This window comes from Nostoc sp., from assembly GCF_036917755.1.
GTDB lineage: Bacteria > Cyanobacteriota > Cyanobacteriia > Cyanobacteriales > Nostocaceae > Nostoc.
Window position 1 is genome coordinate 60699 of sequence record NZ_JBALFC010000002.1, and the last position, 21914, is coordinate 82612.

The following is a 21914-nucleotide window of genomic DNA, read 5'->3' on the forward strand; positions in this document are numbered from 1 at the left end:
CTTTCCATGCTTGATAACCTGCAAACCCAAATTTACCAACTAGAACAATTTGCCAACAGCCTTGTTTCTAACCAACTGACACACCTTAGCGTGATGAGTATTGGTATCATCTTTGCAGCTGGCTTGCTCACCAGTCTCACACCCTGCATGCTTTCTATGCTACCAATTACCATTGGTTATATCGGCGGTTATGAAGCTAAAAGCCGTCTGCAAGCAGCAGCCCAATCAACTTGGTTTGCTTTCGGATTAGCAACTACATTGGCAGGACTTGGGATTATAGCAGCTTTTGTGGGAAAAGTCTACGGTCAAGTGGGAATTGGTTTGCCGATTATCGTCAGCATTATCGCCATTCTCATGGGACTGAACTTATTAGAAGCACTACCTCTGCAATTTCCATCCTTGGGTGAAACCAATTGGATTTCGCCAGATTTACCAGCAGGATTGCGTTCCTATTTGCTGGGGCTGACTTTTGGCTTAGTCGCATCCCCTTGTAGTACACCTGTTTTAGCCAGCTTACTAGGTTGGATTGCCAATACACAAGACTTAATTTTAGGCGCTGTTTTGCTACTTTCTTATACAGCTGGTTATGTAGCACCATTGATTTTGGCGGGTACTTTTACAGCTTCAATTAAAAAGTTACTAGAATTGCGTCGCTGGTCTGGTTGGATTAACCCAGTTAGCGGGGCGCTGTTGGTAGGATTCGGTGTATTTTCCTTAATTTCTCGGATTCCCCTTGGCAGTTTTTAATATCAATACTTTTTTAGATTTTACACGTAATGACTTTAGAAGATTCAGCGTCAAAAGAATTAAAATGGTGGGGATTACCTGGGCAGTTCTTACGACAAGAGCTTTTGCCTGTACTGACCAACTTACGACTAGCGATCGCGCTACTGCTATTGATTGCAATCTTTAGCTCTACCGGTACTGTAATTGAACAAGGTCAGTCACCCGCATTCTACCAAGCCAACTATCCAGAACATCCAGCTTTATTTGGTTTCTTAACTTGGAAGGTAATTCAGGTAGTTGGGTTAGACCACGTATATCGTACCTGGTGGTTTCTGGCATTACTCATCTTATTTGGTACTAGCTTAACTGCTTGTTCATTTACCCGTCAGTTACCAGCCTTAAAAGCTGCCCAGCGCTGGAAATATTACGAAGAACCCCGGCAATTTCAAAAGTTAGCTTTGAGTGCAGAACTAGATACTGGTTCTTTGAATTCTCTCAGTCAAATATTACAGAAACGCCGCTATAAAATTTTTCAAGATCAAGAAAAAGAAAATCTCCTTTACGCCCGCAAAGGAATAGTCGGACGCATCGGCCCAATTATCGTTCATATTGGCATCGTCGCTATTCTGCTAGGGGGAATTTGGGGGGCAATGACTGGGTTTCTTGCTCAAGAAATGGTTGCCAGTGGCGATACATTTAAGGTGACAAATATTGTAGATGCTGGCCCCTTAGCAGCAGCCCAAGTCCCGAAAGATTGGTCTGTGCGCGTCAATCGTTTTTGGATTGACTACACACCATCTGGCGGCATTGATCAATTTTATTCAGATTTGTCTGTCTTGAATAATCAGGGAAAGGAAGTTGACCACAAGAAGATTTTTGTCAACCAGCCTCTGCGCTATCATGGCGTAACTTTCTATCAAACAGATTGGGGACTTGCAGCCGTTCGCGTCCAATTTAACAATAGCCCGATTTTTCAGCTACCAATGGCGCAATTGAACACCAACGGTAAGGGGCGAATTTGGGGAACGTGGGTTCCGACTAAACCGGATTTGAGTGAGGGTGTCTCCCTATTAGCCAAAGACTTGCAAGGGATGGTATTAATTTATGATGCCACTGGCAAACTCGTTGATACTGTCCGCGCTGGGATGTCCACCCAAATCAATGGCGTGAAGCTGAAAATTCTGGAAGTAATTGGCAGCACTGGCTTACAAATTAAAGCCGATCCAGGCATACCAATTGTTTACTCAGGGTTTGGCTTACTAATGTTGGGTGTGGTGATGAGTTATTTTTCCCACTCGCAAATATGGGCATTGCAAAAAGGCGATCGCTTGTATGTGGGTGGCAAAACAAATCGCGCCCAAGTTGCTTTTGAACAAGAGGTTTTAGAGATTTTAGATCGGCTGAGTTCACAACCAAAAGGTGAGCAGAAAGAGACAGCGATCGAAGTTTAAACGCCAAGGAACACAAAGGTTAACGCAAACCTCCGCGTTCCTCTGCGGTTTCCTTTGCGCCCCTTTGCGTTTAAAAGTTATTTATTACAATTAATCACGCCCACACGCCTACAAATTGGGAAATCACTAGAGGTACTTATTAAACATTGGAACAAAAGATTTCTATATCTGCTCAACTTCAATTAAATAAACGCGTTTACCTTCTACCCCTAATCGCTATCTTGTTGAGTATCGCTTCTTGCACTACGAATAATCGAAACATCAAACATATTGCCCTCGTTGGTGCCGGCGCAAGTTTTCCCGCACCTTTGTACGAGCGCTGGCTTTCAGATTACAACCAGAAAAATCCCAATGTAGAAATTAACTATCAAGCTATAGGGAGCAGTGCTGGAGTGCAACAGCTCATCGAAGGTACTGTAGACTTTGCAGCTAGTGATGTGGGAATTACAAATGAACAAGCAGCCAAGATAAAACGGGGAGTGATTGCTTTACCTCTAACTGCCGGTTCTATTGTGCTGGCTTATAACCTCACACCAGTTGCACACCAGTCGCCTCAAGTCAATGTGGCAAATACTCTCAGGCTCCCACGCCAAGTTTACGTAGATATCTTTCTCGGAAAAATTACAAATTGGAATCATCCTAGAATCGCCGCAGCTAATCCAGGGGTAAGTTTGCCCGATTTACCAATTCAGGTTGTACACCGAACTGATGGTAGTGGGACTACGAGCGTGTTGACGCAACACCTAAGTGCTATAAGTCCAGAATGGAAAAGCAAAGTTGGGGCTGGTAAATCTGTAGCATGGCAAGTGGGAATTGGTGGAAAGGGTAACGAAGGTGTTACCGCCCTGATTCAACAGATACCAGGGGCTATTGGCTATGTAGAGTATATTTACGCCAAACAAAATAAACTTCCTGTAGCTGCTTTAGAAAATAAATCTGGTAATTATATTACCCCGACAGCAAAATCTGTAGCTCAAACCTTAGAGAAAGTCAAATTACCCGCCAATAACTTGATTGCTTTTATCGCCGATCCTACAGATGCCCAATCTTATCCCATCGTCACTTACACCTGGCTTTTAACTTATCACCAATATCCAAACCGAGTCAAAGGGCAAGCGCTGAAAAAGTTTGTTAATTGGGCTGTGATTGACGGGCAAAAATCTAGTTTGGAACTCGGATATATTCCTTTGTCTAAAAAAGTTGTGCTTCAAGTGCAGACAGCTGCAAAGAAAATTGCTGAATAAAGCCGATTAATGCCGTCTGCGCTAATCAGTGATGATATTACTTTTGGTGCTGGACTTCAACCACAGTATGGACATTACCGCGAGGCGTAAAATCTGCTTTCACCGTGACTTCCAACGGATCACAAGCAGCGACAAAATCATCCAAAATTTGATTAGCAGATTCTTCGTGGGAAATGTAGCGATCGCGGTAACTATTAATATAAAGCTTAAGCGCCTTCAATTCTACTACTCGTTCATCAGGCACATAGGTAACATAAATTGTCGCAAAGTCAGGATAACCGGAAAACGGACATTTACAAGTAAATTCCGGTAAAGTAATGTTAATGTCATATCGCCTCCCCACACGCGGATTCGGAAAAGTAATTAGTTTACCTTCCGCAATGTCGCGTTCGCCATACTTAATTTCTTGGCTTGCCTGGGATACACTTTCAGTTAATTTATCAGTTGTCATTGGTTATTTTACTTGTCTTTACATCTTTTTATTAATTTTATAACTCCTGTACAGACGCGATTAATCGCGTCTCTCCCCACTCCCCACTCAATACTCTTCCTTCTCCCAGTCTGGACAATTTTCATCTTCACAACCGTGGGGATGCATGGCACAAACTAACAAATTACCACTATAAACTTGCCCGTGGTAGTGAGTACAGCCGATACAGGCAGGATTTTTTTCGGCAGTGGGTTCAACTGAATAAGGAAAACCCGGATCTACATCTGCTACAATGTCTTCCAGTTCCCAGTAAGCTTCTAACATTGGTTCAGCCAAATCCTGTAAATACTGATCGACTTCAGTGACAATATTAGGGACTTGCTCAGTCATTTCTTCCGTTATCTCAAAAAAAGCGTCTACCATTTCACTCATTCCCAGGAAGAAACGCTCTACTTCATCAGCCACTGTTTCGACGATTTCTACTAAATCTTTTTGCCACTGTTCCATAAACTTGACGCCCTTACAGGCTATAAACAAGACGGTTTGTGCTATCTGGCTTGAAGCACTAAAGTACACACTAGGCAATGTATCTTATCAAGTTTCTATCTGAAGTGATATTTCGATCAAAGAATGCTTTTTATTAATCACGTTGCAATCGTTTTAACTCGTCTTGCAGCTTTAGCACTTCATCGCGTAATTTATCCACATTCTCATCATTTGATGCCTCTTTCACCGTTGGTTCTTCATCTTCCTCTAAAATCTCAATGCGGCGAGGTTCAGAAGCGGGTGTTTTGTCAGAGGTTTCACCAGATGCTTGGGGCTGTTGGGCTTGCTTCATCATATCTTCAACGAAGCGGCGGGCTTCTTCTGTGTTCATTTCGCCCTTTGCCACCATTTCATCTGCCAGTTTTTGGACTTGCGATCGCACTTCGGCTAATTTTCCCCCTGCTTTCTCACCTGCGTAAGAAGCTAATCCAACACCGAGGTAAAAAGCTTTTTGAACAATATCTCCAAAACCAGGCATGATTGCTGACCGCTCCTAAAAATAGGGCGACCCGGAGACTACGCCTACCACAAGCCTCCCGTGTTGCTGCTACCTTCCGGTTCTGACAAGATTTGGGTGTTGCGATCGCATAGATCCAGGTCTTCTAAAAGCATAACATTAAAAGTCAGTAAGTGTGTGTTATTCCATAACAATTCGCCATTCATAAAGCTGATAGTTGACGCAACCGTGTTGCACCAAGGGGTCATCAGCCACAATCGCTTCTGCTTCATCCATTGAGGCTGCCTCAAACAGCAACATCCCGCCTCTTTGCTTTGCCCAATAGCCTGTTCGAGCTTTATGTCCTTTAGCAATCAAGTCCTGAATGTAGGCTTTATGGGCAGGTACATATTGGTCAAAGGTCGGTTTGTCAACTTTGCCTTCTTCAATCTTTACAAACCACGGCATCAGCTTATTTACTCCAGTTACAACAGACATCCTGCTTAAGTTATTACTATTTTTGAGTAGCATTTGAGTAGCAATATACATGAACTACAGCGATTTCTTGCTCATGGATATGTCGCCTACTATCTGCCAATAGGGGACGCATCTGTGACTATTAGATATCTAGGTGCGATCGCAGATCATCCAGCCGTAACGCACCGCTATATCTATTATCATCTGTAATATCCTTTGGGCATTTGCCGTTCAATACTCAACAGCAATAATCTTATAATCCAAAATCTAAAATCCAAAATCTAAAATGGAATGAGCCGTTTTTTTATCGCCCTTTTACCACCGCAAGACATTCAAGACTACGCCAACGAGATTAAGCGCTACTTTGCCGATCGCTATGCTAGTAGTGGAGCGCTAAAGTCTCCGCCTCATATTACCCTGCAACCGCCCTTTGAATGGGCAGATGCTAACTTGCCACAGTTAGAAGCATCTTTGAAGGAGTTTGCTAGTGGACAACAGCCAGTAGCAATTACACTCATGGGGTTTGATGCCTTTGCGCCTCGTGTTATATACATTAATGTAGTCAAAAGTCAAGAGCTTTTAAGTTTGCAAGCTGATTTAATGGCTTATACAGAAAGCAACTTGGGAATTGTTGATCAGGTTTCTAAAACCCGCCCTTTTGCGCCCCATATAACGGTTGCATTTCGGGATTTAACAAAGCAAAACTTTAAAGCTGCTTGGCCAGAGTTTGAAAAGCGTCAGTTGCATTTTGAATTTACTGCCGATAAATTAACGCTACTGCTTCACGACGGTAAGCGCTGGAATATTAAATCGGAGTTTGGTTTTTTGGCTACTGAGGAATGAGATGCTAAAAACGATCGCTCCAATTTTTGAGTATAAGTCTGCGCTTGCTGATCGAGGTGGGCATTTTTCAGAGCGATCGCACAACTACGGAGAGCCGCTTGCAAGCTGGTGTCAAGGAAACATTGCGTAGTATCATCAATAATTGAGAAGAAGCGATCGCCCACCAAGACTTAAAACCATCTTTCTTTTTCCCGGTGTGTAGTCGCCCACGCCAAACGTCTCCTAGAGAACCAGCTTGTCGTCACACATCGCTTGACTTTTGCAACGCCTTAATAAGACATGTTAGATTTGTTTATTTCTACTTACGTAATCTTTGTAAAACAAGATACAACATTAAATGGTAGTTTAGTAGCAAAGGAACCAAAAAGAATGGCCGTTAGTAGCCCTGAAGTCATCCGTCATATATTGATCGGGCTGGGATATTTAGCTCCTGAGATTGATCCTAAGCCTGATCTCACAAAATTTGCTCCCTGGAAGCGGAATAACAACTCCTTGACAGATGATCCTACTGAAGAAGCGATAAAAAAGTTTCAGAAACAATACTCACAAAAACTTGTGGTTAATGGTAACGCTGATTCCGAGACTCGAACTGTAATGGAAGATACAGTTAAAGGACTTCAGAATAGATTGAAGTTTCACGGTTTTGCAACCAATGCCGAAATTCCTTCAGACTTGCCTTTTTATGGGCCAGCCACTTATACAGCAGTCAAGAAATTTCAGAAATCTCAGGGTTTAACTGAAAATGGCATTGCCACTATTGAACAGCGTCAAATTCTACAGCAACCTAGTTTAACAGATAAGCCACAGCCGCAGCCCCAGTCACAACTTAAGCTGATAGATTTGTGCTTCCAATTCAAAAAGAATCCTCAAAATCCTTCTTACATCGCAGCGTTAAATAACTTACAACAAAATATACCCAAGGACATTTTACACAAAGTTACTAACAAATGGAGGGGGACAAATGATCAAAATCCTGAAATTGTCAAGCTGACGAATGTGTTCACTTATTATGATGACAACAATCAAAACCATCGTGATGCACTAACTTACTTACAAAGTCAGATCACCCCAGCTATCTCTCAAGCATTTTTAAGTCTCTGGAATAAGAAGTAAACTTAGAGCCAGGGCTAATGGTGGAAATCTTTTACTTATAAGCAACTTGGTAAGCAATGTGCAGAACACTGATTGCATTTGAATTGGCAACAATAAAAACCGATCATAGTAAATACCTTTAGAACTGATATCTAGAGGTATTTTTATTTACTCAGATTAATAATAGTTAAATAATTAAGTACTACTTCCCTTTATTCCTATCTAGCTTCTCTTGGACAGCATCCCTGCAAAATTGTGCCGGGTTATCCTGTTTCTGTATCTCTTCTTTCATTTCCTTTGTAGCTCTAAAAGTAACATTTTCTGTCAAATCTCTGCTTGGTTGATTCTCAAAATTTTGAGGATTACCTTTAGGATTGGGCATTGTTTAGAAATGTAAATATAGCTTGTTTCGAGGCAAGCACGGAATTAGAGTGTTTAATCGGTGGTGTTCATAGTCGGTCAAACAAGTTCACCACCGATACCACTTTTACAAATGGATAACTCTATTTTATGTTCACAAGGTCAGAACTCGAAATTAAAACCATTGCTGAGTTGAGAAACTTGTGTAGGCGTTACGGACTAAAGCCTACTGGGAATGGAGGGTACAAAACTAGTTGGATTGTTACCTTGATGGCATTCCCACAGATAGCACTCGCTCAACTCAGGCAAGGAAGAGGATTGAAGTCACCAGGCTTCAGCGTTATTCAATTCGTCGAAGGGGTAGTAGATGAGATGAATTCACCCACTGATGAGCAAGCGGCGCTGATTAAGCTAACGATGGAGGGCAAAGCGATGAGCTATCCTGACAGATACGACCAAGAGAGTTTACTGAACTTGCACAAGGCTAAGATGCACCTTGAGATGGCTATCGGGCTGTTAAACCAGTAAATCAGTTTACGACCCAAAAGCACCTAGTCCACGGCATCATAAACCTGTGGACTTTTTTATGTTTATTTCTCTAGAGAGCATATTTTTTTAACAAATACGGTTTTTGGCAACCATTTTAAATCTAATTGAGATAAGAATTAGACACTACTTTGTCTATGTGTTTAAAAGCCTTGTATTTACTAAGTTATAGCAATATAGGCTAAATTGTAAATAAATGTAATAAAATCCTCAGGCAGGACAGAAGCATCTATGCGTGTAATTTTGATGACCGGTAAAGGCGGCGTGGGCAAAACTTCCGTCGCTGCTGCAACTGGACTCCGTTGTGCGGAACTAGGCTATCAGACATTGGTTTTAAGTACAGATCCCGCTCACTCCCTGGCAGACAGTTTTGATATGGAACTGGGACATGCACCCCAAAAAATTCGCCCAAATCTGTGGGGTGCTGAACTGGATGCACTGCAAGAATTGGAGGGAAACTGGGGGGCTGTGAAACGTTACATTACCCAAGTTTTACAGGCAAGGGGTTTAGACGGCGTACAGGCGGAAGAATTGGCCATCTTACCAGGCATGGATGAGATTTTTGGCTTGGTAAGGATGAAACGCCATTACGATGAAGGTGAGTTTGATGTCTTAATTATCGACTCAGCCCCCACCGGCACAGCACTGCGCTTGCTGAGTTTACCTGAAGTCGGTGGCTGGTATATGCGCCGTTTTTACAAACCATTTCAAAACATCTCCGTAGCACTTCGGCCTTTGGTTGAACCTTTTTTTAGACCAATTGCTGGTTTTTCGCTACCAGATAAAGAAGTGATGGATGCACCTTATGAGTTTTATGAACAAATTGAAGCTCTGGAAAAAGTATTAACAGACAATACTCAAACCTCAGTGCGTCTGGTAACAAATCCCGAAAAGATGGTGATTAAAGAGTCTCTTCGTGCCCATGCTTATCTGAGTTTGTATAATGTTGCAACAGATTTAATAGTAGCTAATCGGATTATTCCTAGTGTTGTCCAAGACCCATTTTTCCAACGTTGGAAGGAAAGTCAGGAGCAATATCGCCAGGAAATCCATGATAATTTCCACCCTCTACCTGTGAAAGAAGTTCCACTATTTTCTGAGGAAATGTGCGGATTGCCTGCCTTAGAACGCCTGAAGGAAACGCTCTATAAAGATGAAGATCCAACTCAGGTTTATTACAAAGAAACGACTATGAGAGTCGTGCAAGAGCAGAACCAATACAGCTTAGAAATTTACTTACCTGGGATTCCTAAAAACCAAGTTCAACTGAGCAAAAATGGGGACGAATTAAACATTACTATTGGCAACCACCGTCGTAACTTAGTTTTGCCCCAAGCCTTAGCAGCACTACAACCAGCAGGGGCAAAGATGGAAGACGACTATCTTAAAATCCGCTTTGCTGACAACATAAGAGTTTGATTTGTTCCTACGGCAATGTTTGACAAAAACTCAACACTAAAAAGCAAGAATATTTTCTTGTAGCTAGTACAGACGCCATTCTTTTAGCGTCTGTTTTTGTGATGTTTTGGTGAATTGTTCTTAAGGGGAAAATAAATATTTTTATTAATGATTTGCCCGTAGTTTTACTGAAGACAAATTGATTAAATAAATCTCAAAATGGCTTTAGATTTAATTATCTTCAGTTTGCAAATTATTAATTTATTTTGCTATAAGCAATGACCTCCAACCCTGAACAAGATTTGTCCTTATGTCGCCATGAAGAAAGTTTACTCCGCCGCATAACAAACCGTATCCGACGAAGCTTAGAGTTGGAAGAAATTATCACTGTAACAACGGCTGAGGTGCGATCGCTACTAAAAACTGACCGAGTGATGATCTACAAATTTCATGCCGATGGCAGTGGTGAAGTGATTGCTGAGTCAATTTACGAAAATCGGTTGCCGTCCCTACTGGGGCTAAATTTCCCTGCTGATGATATTCCACTCGCCGCCCGTGAACTATTTATGAAATCACGGGTGCGTTCTGTTGTGAATGTTGATACTCAAGAGATTGGTCAAAGTCACCTCTATGACTTGGAAAATGGAGAAACTAGATCAGAGGAGATTCATTACCGCCCTGTAGACCCATGTCATATTGAATATTTGACAGCAATGGGGGTAAAGTCCTCTGTAGTAGCGCCTATTCTCTATCAAGATCAACTCTGGGGGCTGCTGGTGTCTCATAATTCCCAAGCGCGTTTGATTTCAGAATATGAACTAGAAGCAGTACAGATGGTAGTGGATCAACTGTCAGTGGCGATCGCTCAAAGTACCCTTCTAACTCAAGTCCGTAAAACAGCCGAACGGGAAGCGATCATTAACCGCGTTGCTACCCTACTACATTCATTACCGACAATTGTACTACAACCAGCCCTAGAAGCTGTTGTTGCTGCCTTTAATGGTGTTGGTGGCAGGCTTTGCATTAGAAATGAAGCTTTTGATTACCACAATGGCAACGTCACCAGCTTAACAGAATGCTTAATACCAGGAAATAGTTGTATCAAGCTTTATATCTGTGGACAGCAACCTGTGATGCCAGAACAAACTATATATCCACTGATCGAGCAGTATAGTGTCTGGCAGGAACACTACAAGTCTAGTGACTACGATGTTTGGGCGATTTTAGATATATATAAAACTTCTAGCTTGCGAACTTTGCAAGTTGCTTTTCAACCAACTAAAATTCGCAGCATCTTGATTATCCCACTCCTATATCGTCAGCAGTTGCTGGGCTACTTAAGTATTTTCCGTGACGAAATAGATACAGAGACTCTCTGGGCGGGGCAGTATGACAGCGATCAAAGGCAACTGTACCCCCGTTTATCCTTTGAGGTTTGGCGTGAATCTAAAAAAGCACAAGCTCAAAAATGGACGGATGAAGAGATTGAACTGGCTAAAGACCTCGGTAAACACTTTGCTTCAGCAGTTCAGCAATATGAACTATACCAACAAGTACAAGTCTTCAATGAAAATTTAGAAAAACAAGTTAAAAGACGCACAGTTGAGTTACAACGGACATCTGAACAAGAACAGGCTGTGTTTCAAGTTATTGCCGAGATTCGGGAATCTCTTGACACAGATACCATTTTTAAAACCACTACTAAAGAAGTTTGTCAATTAATCAAAGCCGATCGCGTTTCTGTTTATCGTTTCGATTCTAATTGGGGTGGTCAATTTGTCGGGGATTTCGAGGCTGCTAGTCCATACTGGTCAAATCAGTCCGAACTAGGTATTAATACAGTTTGGAATGACACATACTTACAAAATACACAGGGAGGACGCTACCGCAACAACGAAACATTTGCAGTCGATGACATCTACAAGATGGGGTTTGCTCAGTGTCATATCGACAATCTAGAGCAATTTCAAATTCACGCTTTTGTGCTTGCTCCGATTTTTGTTGGACAAAAGCTTTGGGGTTTGTTGGCAACTTATCAACACACTGGCTCTCGGCAATGGAAAGCTTCTGAAGTTAACTTTCTCAGTCAGATTGCAGCTCAAATGGGAGTAGCAGTCCAGCAAGCTGATTTACTTACTCAGACCCGGCAGCAAGCGTTAGATTTAGAACAAGCAGCAGAACAACAACGGGCATTGTTTGAAGTTGTTGCCAAAGTTAGGGAATCTCTTAATCTAGATGCGATTTTTCAGACAACCACCCAAGAAATCTGTAAATCACTACAAGTAGATCGAGTTGCAGTCTACCAGTTCCATGCTGATTGGAGTGGTGAATATATCGCCGAATTTGTAGGTGATAGCTGGGTCAAAGTAGTCAGTGACCATACCAAGACAGTTTGGCAAGATAGCTATTTACAGCAAACCCAAGGTGGGCGATATCGTCACAATGAAAGCTTTGCAGTTGATGACATCTATAAAGCTGGCCACTCTCAATGCCACGTTACGGCTCTAGAGCAAATTCAAGCAAGAGCTTATGCGATCGCACCCATATTTGTCGGGCAACAGCTATGGGGCTTACTAGCAGTTTATCAGAACTCTGCACCCCGCCATTGGGAAAGCTCAGAAGTTCAGTTCATCACTCAAATTGCCAATCAGCTTGGAGTCGCACTTCAACAAGCTCAATTGCATAATCAGACCAAGGAGCAGACCGAAAAATTGACTCTAGCTCTGGATGATTTAAAGCAAACTCAAATCCAACTGATCCAAACTGAGAAAATGTCCTCACTGGGTCAACTGGTAGCTGGTGTTGCTCACGAAATTAATAACCCGGTAAACTTCATTTATGGCAACATCAATCATGTCAACAATTACGCCCAAGATTTACTCAGTCTTCTAGACCTGTATTTGCAAAATGACTCTAACCCCAGCCCTGAGATTCGCGATCGCGCATTCGAGATAGACTTAGAATTTCTGATCGAGGATTTGCCCAAAACTTTATCTTCCATGCAAGTTGGGGTTGAGCGCATCCGTCAGATTGTCTTGAGTTTACGGAATTTCTCTCGCCTTGACGAGGCGGAAATGAAGCCAGTTAATATTCACGAGGGCATTGATAGCACCTTGTTAATTTTGCAGCATCGCTTGAAAGCAAAGCCGGAAAGCCCGGATATTAAAATAGTCAAAGAATACGGCGACCTTCCCTTGATCGAGTGCTATGCTGGTCCATTAAATCAGGTATTTATGAATGTTTTAAGCAATGCGATCGATGCTCTAGAAGATTACAGCGAATCTCAATCAAAATCTCATAGCAATCAAATTACCATCAGTACTGCTCTTGGAGAGATGGAAGGCAATGTCAAGAGCGTAGTAATTCGCATTGCAGATAATGGCCCAGGAATACCGGAGCCTCTAAAAGCAAGAATCTGCGACCCATTTTTCACTACTAAGCCAGTGGGAAAAGGCACTGGTTTGGGGTTGTCAATTAGTTATCAGATTGTCGTGGATAAACACGGTGGTGTGTTTAAATGTGATTCCCAGCCGGGGTTAAGTACAGAATTTTGGATTGAAATTCCGGTGATACAAATCACCAAATCGCACCATCAACTCCCGTAGGTTGGGGAGCCACCGCCCTGACTTTTCCCGTTAAGTCTCTTAAGATCGCTGCCAACCCTCACTCTTGTCGTGCAATTTTAACCCAGTACCGTGGGTTTAAGTCCCCCGGTTCAATAACCGGTAAGTTTTGGGTCTGGGTCTGTCTTGCTTGCGTTGCACAAGAGGGGAGACCCCAAGACCGCAATGCAGCGCTAAATCCCCGTCACAAAACTTAATTACGAACGCGAGTGCGTGCCGGAGGCTCTATTACGAATTACGAATTACGAATTATTTAACCCACCCCGCTACAGTACCTGGATACCAATAGCGGTTTTATGTCGATGTTCTAAGTAACCTCCTAAACAAGCGATGTCTAGCGAAAAGCCGCTCCGCGTCCAATACGCTTGGGTTAAGGCTAAAACTCCTTGTGAAAGTCAATTTTTTTAACGAACCGCAGAGGCGCAGAGAACACAGAGAGAAGGAAGAAATGCTTAACTGAACTGTATTGGCTCCGCGTCTACGCAACCAACTAACTGTTAATATCTTGGGTCGTTTGGGTGATTTAGCGCTCATTATGCGAAGCTGAAGGGGATTGAGGACTTCAATAGCGTCGGCGGTTGACTGGGTGCGTTGTAGATAACGGAACTTAAACAAAAATTAGGCCCAAATGTAACCCAAACTGGCTTTATAAAAAGCAAATAGGTCACGATTTAGAGTTAACCATATGTGCAAAGCACATGCTACGCTAACGGTTCTAAAAGCATCTATTGCTTCAGTAAAGGTGTTCAAAGGTTTGTTAGCCCACCTACCTCTCAAACCACCTGTCAACCCGATTTCAAGATTTTGGATAATTTTCGGTGTTGGGGAGTTAGTGCCGGGTTTCTGCCGCTAAAAGCCCCCAACACCGAAAATGTTGTCAGGTTAGCGATTATACGCTATTTACCACTGTCTGGAAGTGGCAAGGAAATTTGGAGTGCCATTACCACCATTACTACCAACAGCAGGAATTTCCAGTAGACTATCTGTGGCTTTACCAGTACCATCATTGATCACGTATGTAGAATTACCCGGATGTCCATTTGGAACAAACAGTTGTGGGTGATCAAATGGCGCTTTTTCATAGCGGACTCGCTCATCAGTGAGCGATTTGAGGAAGGCTACCAAGTCATTTTTTTCGGGTTCAGTTAGTCCCAACACGGCGAGGGCGCTTTGCTGACGAAAGTCTCCGCCACGATTGTATAAGTCTACCACTTGCTGCAAAGTTAAAGAACCACCATTGTGGAAATAAGGGGCAGTTAATTCGACATTGCGGAGTCCAGGAGTTTTGAAACTGCCATCCGCAAGTATTGTGTCCTTAGAGCTAACTGTGGTATTTGATGGGGAACCGAGAAGTTGCTGGAAAGTTCCCAGTAGAGCCAGTCTCGTTTCAGAAAGCGGATTCCCAAATGGGTCATTACCTCCAACACTAACATCTTCTAATGTCGGTCTGATGCCGATATTGAAAAAGCCATTGTCAAAGACGAATCTCCTCAAATTAGGGATGTTAAGAATCCCAATCCTTTGTTTCTGCACAGAACTCACAGAAGCACTGCTAAGTTCTGCCCCATTATGACAAAGGTTGCATTGAGCTTTACCCTCGAACAGTTGTTTCCCCCGTTGCTGTTGCCCAGTTAGGGCAGTGGTGTTTCCTTCCAAGAAGCGATCAAGTGGGGTATCGTTAGCGATGAGCGTAGATTCGTACATTTGAATTGCCAGCCCAAAAAATAGCGAGAAGTTGTACTCTATTAACCTGTACTCATTGGTTTCCAAAGAGCGATCAGGTTTTTTAACAAAAGTTCTGACACCCTTGGCATCAACTTGAATCAGTTGATTAGACTTCCACCACTCCGGCTTGAAGGCATCTTTAATTAGGCGATCATAGCTTTTATTTCTCAGTCCGGGTTCAGGCCATCTGCTATCTGTACCTAAAACACTGTCTTGTGGATGTACAAGTTGTTTCCCTAGCGGCCTGAGAGGAAATAACTTTTTAGCAAGTTTTCTGGGGAGCTTTTTACCCTTGCCAACGCTGCCGGATTTGTAATCAATTTGTCCAAACTTATCACCTATTTCTTGAAAGTTAAGACCATCAGAAGATTCCTCGAAGGAGCTAAGTGGTGGATCGACTGCTTGAGAAGCTAAAGACGAATTATTTAGGCTGACTTTGACAAATTCTAGCTGATTTGGAGTCTGTGCTTTCACGACAGAAGCATGAGAATCTCTCAAACCAAAGGAATTCACTCCATTAAAGATGTTTTGCGCCCTACCGTCCCAGAAGTTGCGGAAGTTAAATACTGCATTAATCGCAGTTGGCGCATTACGTGGCTCGGCGCGACGTACATTTATACCTCCCACGTTAAACACCGGATCTGGTTTAAGCGTTACTTGGTCTTCTGCATTGCCAGGTATTACATCAACAAACTTGGTATTGATAACTCCTTGAGAGGAGGCGATATCATTCCGGTCAGACACAACAGTTGTCGGATCATTTGGATTCGACAACTTGTGAAAGGGAAAATCTTTTGGCTTGAGCTGGTAGTTCGGCCCACCGCCGACATTAAAAACCGGATCTGGGTTTTCTGTGCGATCGGCGTTGAGCCGCATAAGACCAGGAGATATCTGATTTTTTGATCTGCTGTCGGCTCCGGCATGGAAATGGCAAGTAGCACAGGAGGTTTGTCCATCGCTACCAACTTGCATATCCCAAAAAAGAGCCTTTCCTAACTTAATGGCGGCTACTTTGTCTTTTACAAAGTCTCCAAGATTATCAGGCTCTGGAACCGAAACAGTCTTGAGAGAAGCTAGAGGTGGCAACGCCGTAACCTGAGCAGATACAGTATTTCCAGCTATTACTGCTCCCACAACGATCGCAGCAATTGTTATAGTTTTTGAAAGTCTTGATACTATCCCGTTAGGTTTTGCATAACCAGATTCCCACCTTTTACGCTTTGTATCAACTGGAAATTTAGATGATGCTCCACGAGACTCTCGGTGATTAAAAGACCATAATTTGAGATTTTTTAAACTCCGAATTCTCTGCTTGATCTCCACTACCATCGATTTCAGCAAAAACCGACCTTTGCCGGTTAGCAGCAAAAACATTAGAAAAGTAGCAAAAAGCAATCCCAGACTTATGCGTAGAATTTCCATATTTTCATGTCAGAAAACACTTAAGTGATTCTACGACTTATCTAAAGTTTTTCACACACTCCTTTAGGCTTATCTTATTTGATTGATCAAGTTAAAATTACACCAAGTTAGATGAGCTTACCCTGGTTTTATCCTTTGTCAAAATGTTACAAGTCTGTTTTTACCGATTTTTATAGTCTGAATCGATCAACGCACTGGCAATATTTATATTCTGGCTGGAGAGGAAACGGGTATATTAATCACATGCGATCGCAAATGGAGATATGACGAATGACAAAACCCAATTTTGCGGCGATGAGCAAGTCCCAGTTGAAGGCTTATCTGTTAGAACATCGCAACGATGCTGAAGCTTTTCACGCATTGATGGATAAAATTACGTCTGAACCAAATTAGACGTTTTATACAGTTGAGGAAGTAGGAAAGTTACAGGAATTAATTGAGGATAAACGACGCTTTAAATAAGTGAACAGTTATTAGTTAGCGATGAAGAGGCTGACTACTTATAGCGCAATACGGTTCAGTTAAGGCTTAACTCTTTGTCAAAGTCAATTTTTTTAACGAACCGCAAAGGACGCGTTCGCGTAGCGTCTCGTAGAGAAGGACGCGTTCGCGGAGCGTCTCGAAGAGAAGGAAGAGAAGAAAGAGAAGGAAGAAATGCTTAACTGAACTGTATTGACTTATAGCGATGTCTACGACGGGCGTAGCTGCGGCTCATTTATATGGAATACACTTTTACCTCTCTCCAAACAGGAGAGAGGCTTTGAATCTTACTCCCCTTCCCATAAGGGAAGGGATTGGGGGTTAGGTCTGTATTGAACTCAACTGACAAACGCCATAACTGATAACTGTTAAAAAGCCTTACTCAATTCCCTCCTTTTTTAGGAGGGTGAGACAGGATCAAATCTTAACCCAAGCGTATTGGGTAATAAAGCATTTGTTGGGTTTATAGCATTTTTTTTAACTTCTAAGTTGCACAGGCATAGCTAAATAGGTCATTTTTAAACCACCCAATGGTGTAAAAATCACTGGAGTCAGGCTTTGATTTAAATGTATTTGAATTTCGGAAGATGGTAATTCTTTCAAGCCTTCCATTAAATATTTAATGTTAAAGGCAATCTCAATATTTTCCCCAGAAATCTGTGCTGGCATTGACTCTCTACCACTGCCCACATCTTGAGCTTCACAAGATAAAGTAATTTCTTGAGCTTCACTGTCAATACTTACCTTGACAATATTATTTTTCTGATCAGCTAGCACAGCAATCCGCTCTAAAGTGCTGACGAATTGTCGCCGATCAATTGTCACTTGTCGCTCAAATTGGCGCGGGATTAGTTGTCGATAGGCAGGATATTGCCCTTCTAATGTGCGACTAGTCAAGCGTTGATTTTGCCATGCAAACACAACTTGACCTTGATCGAAATATAAAGCTACAGGTTCATCTGATGAGGCGCTATGAGCTAGCATTCGTTGGAGTTCGCGTAATGCTCTAGCTGGTACTGTCACTTCTAGTTCACTAGTTCCGCCTAAAGGACGCTCGTTGCTAGTTTCTACCACTGCTAGGCGATGTCCATCGGTAGCTGCAAATTCTAGGGTATCTTGTTTAACTGTTAAATGCACTCCGGTAAGTACTTGCTTGGTTTCATCAGCACTGGTAGCAAATAATGAACCGCGTAAGCCCTCAATTAATGAGGCGGTGGTGAGATGGATTACTTCCGTGTTTTCAATTACAGGTAGTTCGGGAAATTCTCCAGGCTCCATTGCTCGTACTTGGTAATGCCCACTCTTGGGTGTGAGTGTGACAATTAAACCTTCCCCACTAGATGTTGCACCTGTGAGGGCTGATTCATCATCGAGAGTGATTTCGCCTTCTGGAAGACGAGAGGTGATGTCTACAAGTAATTTAGCAGGAAGTGCGATCGCGCCTCCTTGCCATACCTCTGCGTTAAAGCTGGTGCGGATTCCCAAGCTGAGATCGAAGGCTGTTAAGCTGACTTGGTTAGTTTCAGCATCCGCTTGTAGCAGCACATTGGCAAGTACCGGATGAGTTGGTCGTGAGGGTACTGCACGACTGACGAGCGAGAGATTTGTACTGAGATCGCTTTGGGAGCAAACTAATTTCATAAGTCAGATTCAGCTGGTGAAAGATATCTTAACATCCTTATTGTTCCCAGGCGAGTAGCGGGTGGGCGTGTTGTTTGTTTGCTTATATCTTGCATCTGCTCAATCTCCCGCCAAGAAATAAATTTATTGGCTAATAGCTTAAGTCCACTTAAGTGGATGCGATCGCTGACAATGTTGCTTAAGGGTAGAAAACTCGTTTAAATGGTTGGTTCCGATAGCGCCGATAAATATCAAAATCTTTATCCAGTGTGGCGATCACAGCGACATTCAGGCGTTCAGAAATTACCACGAGGGACAAATCCGAAAAATCTGCTGGCAAATCAGCGTACTGGGCATTCAGTTCAGCAATCCGAGCAAAATCTTGAGACCTAAGCGATTCACACTCGTAGATGCGATTTGCCAGGTGGGACAGAAACTCGTTTTGCACTTGCCAGTCAGAGGCTAATAGCCACATCACTTCAGTAAGCTAACCCCAGCCCTAAAGGGCGGGGCTTTGTAGTAGCCCTAAGCTATTTATATTGAGAGAACAACATAAACATCTCGAACCTCCGGGCAAGCTTACAGATTGCCCCAATAAAGAAATCATTTTTGCACCATTCAAATCAGCATCACCATGCCAGCCACAATTACCACATTTGAAACGTTTATCAGACCTCAAGCCAATGTGCAAACATTGGTGGCACGTCTGACTTGTGTAGGCAGGTGGCACAGCAATTACTTCTACTCCTTCCTTAATTCCTTTGTACTCAAGGAAAAAGCGCAATTGATAAAAAGACCAAGAATTAGAACGTCTACGCTCAACTTTATTTCTAGGTTGAAAGTTGGTACGTTCTCTAATTCCAGTCAAGTTTTCAATTGCAACAATAGCATTTGTGCAGCGTGCTTTCTTGATAATGCGGTAGCTGATTTGATGGTTGAGCCATTGCTGGAATCTTCTCTCTTTTCCCGACAGCCGTTGCAAAATCCGTCTCGCACGTCGGCGAGTAGACCTTGTGCCTTTCGTGGCCTTTTGTTGCAAAGAAGCTCTAGTTTTGGCGTATCTATCTCGAATATCAGTTATCTGTTTACCGTCCCATTTGTCCCCATTGCTAGTTACAGCAATATCCCGTCTCCCAAAATCTACACCAATAACGTTGGTTGCTTTGAGTGCTTGGGGAACCTCATCTTTGATTTGAATATGAATATAGTAGGAACCATCCCGATGTTTACATAACTGTGCCGATGTTGGTTTTTTACCTTTGAGTTTCCCCAATTGGTAATTACCAATATCCATTTTGATATGTTCCCTATAGGCAAGCAAATTCAAGCTAACAGTCCAATCTTTTTCTCTAAATGCAAAAATCCTCGCGTCGTAATCGGCGCTGGTTGGTTTGATAGATTTAACTTGTTTCCCTTGTTGTTTTGCCGTTTTCCGGTTAGCTCCTACCCTGGCACAAGCTCTGACAGCCAAATTAGCAGACAACCCAAACAACAAGCGCAGGTCTTGATAGACCATGTTCTGAATGGTTGTCTTACTTGTAATTTGGGGTTTAACCTGCTGATTAGCGTAGTTGCAAGCATCTGCAAACGCTGAGAGTGTCGCCTCTATTTTGACAACCTGTTCAGATGTGGGGTTAAGCTTACAAACCAATGTCAGCACTTGCTCCATACTATCTATTGTATCACAAGTGAAAAATATTTTTTGACGGCGTTCGCGTCAGCGTGCCGGAGGCTCTATAAAATCGCCTGCGCCTTACCCCCATACTTGAAAGTAGGGGCTTCCACGGCGCGAGGAACTCGGTGATGATTCCTGTTGGTGGCTCTGCTGTATCCGCGATGCAATAACCGCTCTGCGAACGTCTCGGTCTGACAAATTACCAACACAGAGCAAATGCTGGGGAATTCCTCCCATCCGCTCTAGAATGCTTTTCTCATCATCAGACGTGGAATTTTTCTGAGCCTGTCTACCTTTTATGAATAGCAAGAAGTCTAGCACTTCTTCCACTAAAGAATCTGAAACCTGCTCAATTTCCTGAATAAGTTGCTCTCTGGCTGTCATAAATTATCTGCTTCAATACCAACAGGACTTCACTTATCACGCTAACAGGCTTTGAGAGGCAATTCTATTGTAAGAGTTCAGGCGATCGCGATCGCTGTTTTTTTAGTTAGTGCCGCAGCTACGCCTGCCATAGGCATCGCTCACGAAGTTGCTTAAGGGTAGAAAACTTGTTTAAACGGTTGGTTACAATAACGTGATTCCTGTTGGTGGCTCTGCTGTATCCGCGATGCACTCTATTTTATCTGTTAAAATTTAAACCTTTGCAGCTTATGCTCTGATATATATAAAAAACGCTTAAGCATTTCTGGTAAATCTAGAAGCAGTTGCAGCAAACCCTTGATACTTTGCAGCTTATGCTCTGACATATATAAGAAACGTTTAGGCATTTATTGCAAATGTAGAAGCAGTTTTAGCAAATGTTTGATGCTTTGCCACAATTACTCCTCCATATATAAGAAACGTTTAAGTATTTCTTGTAAACATATAATCAGTTACAACAAACGCTTAATACTTTGCAACAATTACTCCTCCATATATAACAAACGTTTAAGTATTTCCTGCAAACATATAATCAGTTACAGCAAACGCTTAATACTTTGCAACAATTACTTCTCCATGTATAAGAAACGTTTAAGTCATTGCAACAATCGTTGTAACGAGCTAATGAATTGATTTATTACCGGAAATCTCATAATAATCTAAGTGAAATTGACTAAAGTTTTGTAAATGCGATCGCGCCTCTATGCTGTATTTTCCGATGACAATCTAAGATATTTTTGTATAAAACAGTACTATTAACCTAGTAGAAGAGATGCATCATGGCACGTCGTAAAAGAAATTCCAGCGTTTTAGAACGAGCTGATCGCCGGATTGAAAGTTTAGAATCTATCAGCGTAGAACTTGACTTTGGCGAAGGACTGACTATGCAAGCTTACACTATCACAATTAACGATCTCCGGTCTACGCTTGCTGCCTACAACACTGCTTTATCCACCATTGACAAACTCACAGATGACGTGAAGAACGCAGAAAAGATTGTAACAGCAATGTCAGAAAAAATGTTACTAGGAGTTGGTAGCCGTTACGGTAAAACCAGCCAGCAATACCAGATGGCGGGTGGTGTGCGACGGGGTAATAACAAGAATAAGCAACGTACACCGGGAAATATCAAACTCACTAATCTTTTAGCAAGCGATTCTGTTGAGCTTTCTTCTGTAAACGGATCTATGAATGGGGCATTAGGTGCGTAGGCGTAGCCCGTCGTAGACATCGTAAGTTAGCTAGCTAAAATACAATAGGGTTTTAAAAGGGCGGTTAGAAACCGCGTCTACACAGGCAAAACCCACCTCCGTGGGTTAAGACTCTTGATTTTGTATTAGTCCACGGAGGTGGACTTTGTTTGTGTAGCCGCGTACTCCTACGGAGAAGCAAGCTAC

General features: G+C 42.5%; 21 protein-coding genes, 1 other RNA gene and 2 pseudogenes. 12 read left to right on the plus strand and 12 right to left on the minus strand.

The features are described from left to right. The first annotated feature begins 6 nt into the window (after positions 1-6). From V7L05_RS01030 to pstS, 3 genes are all read left to right on the plus strand, one after another. Positions 7-747, plus strand: coding sequence for a cytochrome c biogenesis protein CcdA (locus V7L05_RS01030; RefSeq protein ID WP_334826939.1), 741 nt, complete (start codon positions 7-9; stop codon positions 745-747). Positions 748-776: 29 nt separating this feature from the next. Then, a complete protein-coding gene (locus V7L05_RS01035; RefSeq protein WP_335160991.1) occupies positions 777-2177 on the plus strand; it encodes a cytochrome c biogenesis protein in 1401 nt (466 codons plus the stop codon). Positions 2178-2323: 146 nt separating this feature from the next. Next, complete coding sequence (gene pstS / locus V7L05_RS01040; protein WP_335160993.1) at positions 2324-3421, plus strand: phosphate ABC transporter substrate-binding protein PstS; 1098 nt, start codon at positions 2324-2326, stop codon at positions 3419-3421. A gap of 37 nt (positions 3422-3458) precedes the next feature. Here the strand turns inward: pstS and queF are convergent, their stop codons facing one another. From queF to V7L05_RS01065, 5 genes are all read right to left on the minus strand, one after another. Next, entirely contained in the window at positions 3459-3872 is a 414-nt protein-coding gene (queF, locus tag V7L05_RS01045) for a preQ(1) synthase (RefSeq protein ID WP_335160995.1), read from the minus strand. 87 nt (positions 3873-3959) lie between these two features. Next, positions 3960-4358 (minus strand): hypothetical protein, encoded by a 399-nt coding sequence (locus tag V7L05_RS01050; RefSeq protein ID WP_335160997.1) that lies wholly within the window; start codon positions 4356-4358, stop codon positions 3960-3962. 133 nt (positions 4359-4491) lie between these two features. After that, positions 4492-4875, minus strand: coding sequence for a phasin family protein (locus tag V7L05_RS01055; RefSeq protein ID WP_335160999.1), 384 nt, complete (start codon positions 4873-4875; stop codon positions 4492-4494). A 25-nt stretch (positions 4876-4900) separates the two neighbouring features. Continuing rightward, positions 4901-4997, minus strand: an RNA gene (gene ffs, locus V7L05_RS01060) — signal recognition particle sRNA small type. 37 nt (positions 4998-5034) lie between these two features. Next, the gene (locus tag V7L05_RS01065; protein ID WP_335161001.1) at positions 5035-5301 is read right to left on the minus strand and encodes a YciI family protein; all 267 of its coding nucleotides are present in this window, start codon (positions 5299-5301) and stop codon (positions 5035-5037) included. A 63-nt stretch (positions 5302-5364) separates the two neighbouring features. Here V7L05_RS01065 and V7L05_RS01070 point away from each other — a divergent pair, with 63 nt between their 5' ends. The 3 genes from V7L05_RS01070 to V7L05_RS01080 all read left to right on the plus strand — a co-directional run bounded on the left by V7L05_RS01070 (position 5365) and on the right by V7L05_RS01080 (position 7266). After that, positions 5365-5520 carry a hypothetical protein gene (locus V7L05_RS01070; RefSeq protein ID WP_335161003.1) on the plus strand — a complete coding sequence of 52 codons (156 nt, stop codon included), beginning with the start codon at positions 5365-5367 and terminating at the stop codon, positions 5518-5520. A gap of 81 nt (positions 5521-5601) precedes the next feature. After that, positions 5602-6153 (plus strand): 2'-5' RNA ligase family protein, encoded by a 552-nt coding sequence (locus tag V7L05_RS01075; protein WP_335161005.1) that lies wholly within the window; start codon positions 5602-5604, stop codon positions 6151-6153. Between the two features lie 279 nt (positions 6154-6432). Further along, the gene (locus tag V7L05_RS01080) at positions 6433-7266 is read left to right on the plus strand and encodes a peptidoglycan-binding domain-containing protein (RefSeq protein WP_335161007.1); all 834 of its coding nucleotides are present in this window, start codon (positions 6433-6435) and stop codon (positions 7264-7266) included. Between the two features lie 181 nt (positions 7267-7447). Here the strand turns inward: V7L05_RS01080 and V7L05_RS01085 are convergent, their stop codons facing one another. Next, on the minus strand, positions 7448-7627 hold the full coding sequence (locus V7L05_RS01085) for a hypothetical protein (RefSeq protein WP_335161008.1): 180 nt from the start codon (positions 7625-7627) through the stop codon (positions 7448-7450). Positions 7628-7755: 128 nt separating this feature from the next. Here V7L05_RS01085 and V7L05_RS01090 point away from each other — a divergent pair, with 128 nt between their 5' ends. The 3 genes from V7L05_RS01090 (at position 7756) to V7L05_RS01100 (ending at position 13154) form a co-directional block, all read left to right on the plus strand. Beyond that, positions 7756-8133 carry a hypothetical protein gene (locus V7L05_RS01090; protein ID WP_335161009.1) on the plus strand — a complete coding sequence of 126 codons (378 nt, stop codon included), beginning with the start codon at positions 7756-7758 and terminating at the stop codon, positions 8131-8133. A 249-nt stretch (positions 8134-8382) separates the two neighbouring features. Then, on the plus strand, positions 8383-9570 hold the full coding sequence (locus V7L05_RS01095; protein ID WP_335161011.1) for a TRC40/GET3/ArsA family transport-energizing ATPase: 1188 nt from the start codon (positions 8383-8385) through the stop codon (positions 9568-9570). A gap of 257 nt (positions 9571-9827) precedes the next feature. Further along, a complete protein-coding gene (locus V7L05_RS01100; RefSeq protein WP_335161013.1) occupies positions 9828-13154 on the plus strand; it encodes a GAF domain-containing protein in 3327 nt (1108 codons plus the stop codon). A gap of 636 nt (positions 13155-13790) precedes the next feature. On the opposite strand, the pseudogene V7L05_RS01105 reads toward V7L05_RS01100, so the two are convergent. Further along, positions 13791-13961, minus strand: a pseudogene (locus tag V7L05_RS01105) (IS701 family transposase); the annotation flags it as partial. A gap of 111 nt (positions 13962-14072) precedes the next feature. Further along, the gene (locus V7L05_RS01110) at positions 14073-16319 is read right to left on the minus strand and encodes a cytochrome-c peroxidase (protein ID WP_335161015.1); all 2247 of its coding nucleotides are present in this window, start codon (positions 16317-16319) and stop codon (positions 14073-14075) included. A 181-nt stretch (positions 16320-16500) separates the two neighbouring features. Here V7L05_RS01110 and V7L05_RS34585 point away from each other — a divergent pair, with 181 nt between their 5' ends. After that, positions 16501-16593, plus strand: coding sequence for a DUF6888 family protein (locus V7L05_RS34585; protein ID WP_442937825.1), 93 nt, complete (start codon positions 16501-16503; stop codon positions 16591-16593). Further along, on the plus strand, positions 16590-16712 hold the full coding sequence (locus V7L05_RS01115; protein ID WP_335161017.1) for a DUF6887 family protein: 123 nt from the start codon (positions 16590-16592) through the stop codon (positions 16710-16712). The genes V7L05_RS34585 and V7L05_RS01115 overlap by 4 nt, the downstream gene beginning before the upstream one ends. A gap of 564 nt (positions 16713-17276) precedes the next feature. Here the strand turns inward: V7L05_RS01115 and dnaN are convergent. The 4 genes and pseudogenes from dnaN to V7L05_RS01135 all read right to left on the minus strand — a co-directional run bounded on the left by dnaN (position 17277) and on the right by V7L05_RS01135 (position 20478). Further along, entirely contained in the window at positions 17277-18440 is a 1164-nt protein-coding gene (gene dnaN / locus V7L05_RS01120; RefSeq protein WP_335161019.1) for a DNA polymerase III subunit beta, read from the minus strand. Between the two features lie 178 nt (positions 18441-18618). After that, positions 18619-18906, minus strand: a pseudogene (locus tag V7L05_RS01125) (type II toxin-antitoxin system VapC family toxin); the annotation flags it as partial. 12 nt (positions 18907-18918) lie between these two features. Continuing rightward, positions 18919-20088, minus strand: coding sequence for an RNA-guided endonuclease InsQ/TnpB family protein (locus tag V7L05_RS01130; protein ID WP_335161023.1), 1170 nt, complete (start codon positions 20086-20088; stop codon positions 18919-18921). An 84-nt stretch (positions 20089-20172) separates the two neighbouring features. Continuing rightward, a complete protein-coding gene (locus V7L05_RS01135; RefSeq protein ID WP_335161025.1) occupies positions 20173-20478 on the minus strand; it encodes a hypothetical protein in 306 nt (101 codons plus the stop codon). 818 nt (positions 20479-21296) lie between these two features. On the opposite strand from V7L05_RS01135, the gene V7L05_RS01140 reads away from it, so the two are divergent. Further along, entirely contained in the window at positions 21297-21728 is a 432-nt protein-coding gene (locus tag V7L05_RS01140; RefSeq protein ID WP_335161027.1) for a hypothetical protein, read from the plus strand. Positions 21729-21914 lie beyond the last annotated feature (186 nt).

Excerpts from the sequence above, each read along its gene's own strand:
- V7L05_RS01030 (WP_334826939.1), top strand. The coding sequence starts at position 7 with ATGCTTGATAACCTGCAAACCCAAATTTACCAACTAGAACAATTTGCC.
- V7L05_RS01035 (WP_335160991.1), top strand. The coding sequence starts at position 777 with ATGACTTTAGAAGATTCAGCGTCAAAAGAATTAAAATGGTGGGGATTA.
- queF (WP_335160995.1), bottom strand. The coding sequence starts at position 3,872 with ATGACAACTGATAAATTAACTGAAAGTGTATCCCAGGCAAGCCAAGAA.
- V7L05_RS01050 (WP_335160997.1), bottom strand. The coding sequence starts at position 4,358 with ATGGAACAGTGGCAAAAAGATTTAGTAGAAATCGTCGAAACAGTGGCT.
- V7L05_RS01055 (WP_335160999.1), bottom strand. The coding sequence starts at position 4,875 with ATGCCTGGTTTTGGAGATATTGTTCAAAAAGCTTTTTACCTCGGTGTT.
- V7L05_RS01065 (WP_335161001.1), bottom strand. The coding sequence starts at position 5,301 with ATGCCGTGGTTTGTAAAGATTGAAGAAGGCAAAGTTGACAAACCGACC.
- V7L05_RS01075 (WP_335161005.1), top strand. The coding sequence starts at position 5,602 with ATGAGCCGTTTTTTTATCGCCCTTTTACCACCGCAAGACATTCAAGAC.
- V7L05_RS01080 (WP_335161007.1), top strand. The coding sequence starts at position 6,433 with ATGTTAGATTTGTTTATTTCTACTTACGTAATCTTTGTAAAACAAGAT.
- V7L05_RS01085 (WP_335161008.1), bottom strand. The coding sequence starts at position 7,627 with ATGCCCAATCCTAAAGGTAATCCTCAAAATTTTGAGAATCAACCAAGC.
- V7L05_RS01090 (WP_335161009.1), top strand. The coding sequence starts at position 7,756 with ATGTTCACAAGGTCAGAACTCGAAATTAAAACCATTGCTGAGTTGAGA.
- V7L05_RS01095 (WP_335161011.1), top strand. The coding sequence starts at position 8,383 with ATGCGTGTAATTTTGATGACCGGTAAAGGCGGCGTGGGCAAAACTTCC.
- V7L05_RS01100 (WP_335161013.1), top strand. The coding sequence starts at position 9,828 with ATGACCTCCAACCCTGAACAAGATTTGTCCTTATGTCGCCATGAAGAA.
- V7L05_RS01110 (WP_335161015.1), bottom strand. The coding sequence starts at position 16,319 with ATGGAAATTCTACGCATAAGTCTGGGATTGCTTTTTGCTACTTTTCTA.
- V7L05_RS01115 (WP_335161017.1), top strand. The coding sequence starts at position 16,590 with ATGACAAAACCCAATTTTGCGGCGATGAGCAAGTCCCAGTTGAAGGCT.
- dnaN (WP_335161019.1), bottom strand. The coding sequence starts at position 18,440 with ATGAAATTAGTTTGCTCCCAAAGCGATCTCAGTACAAATCTCTCGCTC.
- V7L05_RS01130 (WP_335161023.1), bottom strand. The coding sequence starts at position 20,088 with ATGGAGCAAGTGCTGACATTGGTTTGTAAGCTTAACCCCACATCTGAA.
- V7L05_RS01135 (WP_335161025.1), bottom strand. The coding sequence starts at position 20,478 with ATGACAGCCAGAGAGCAACTTATTCAGGAAATTGAGCAGGTTTCAGAT.
- V7L05_RS01140 (WP_335161027.1), top strand. The coding sequence starts at position 21,297 with ATGGCACGTCGTAAAAGAAATTCCAGCGTTTTAGAACGAGCTGATCGC.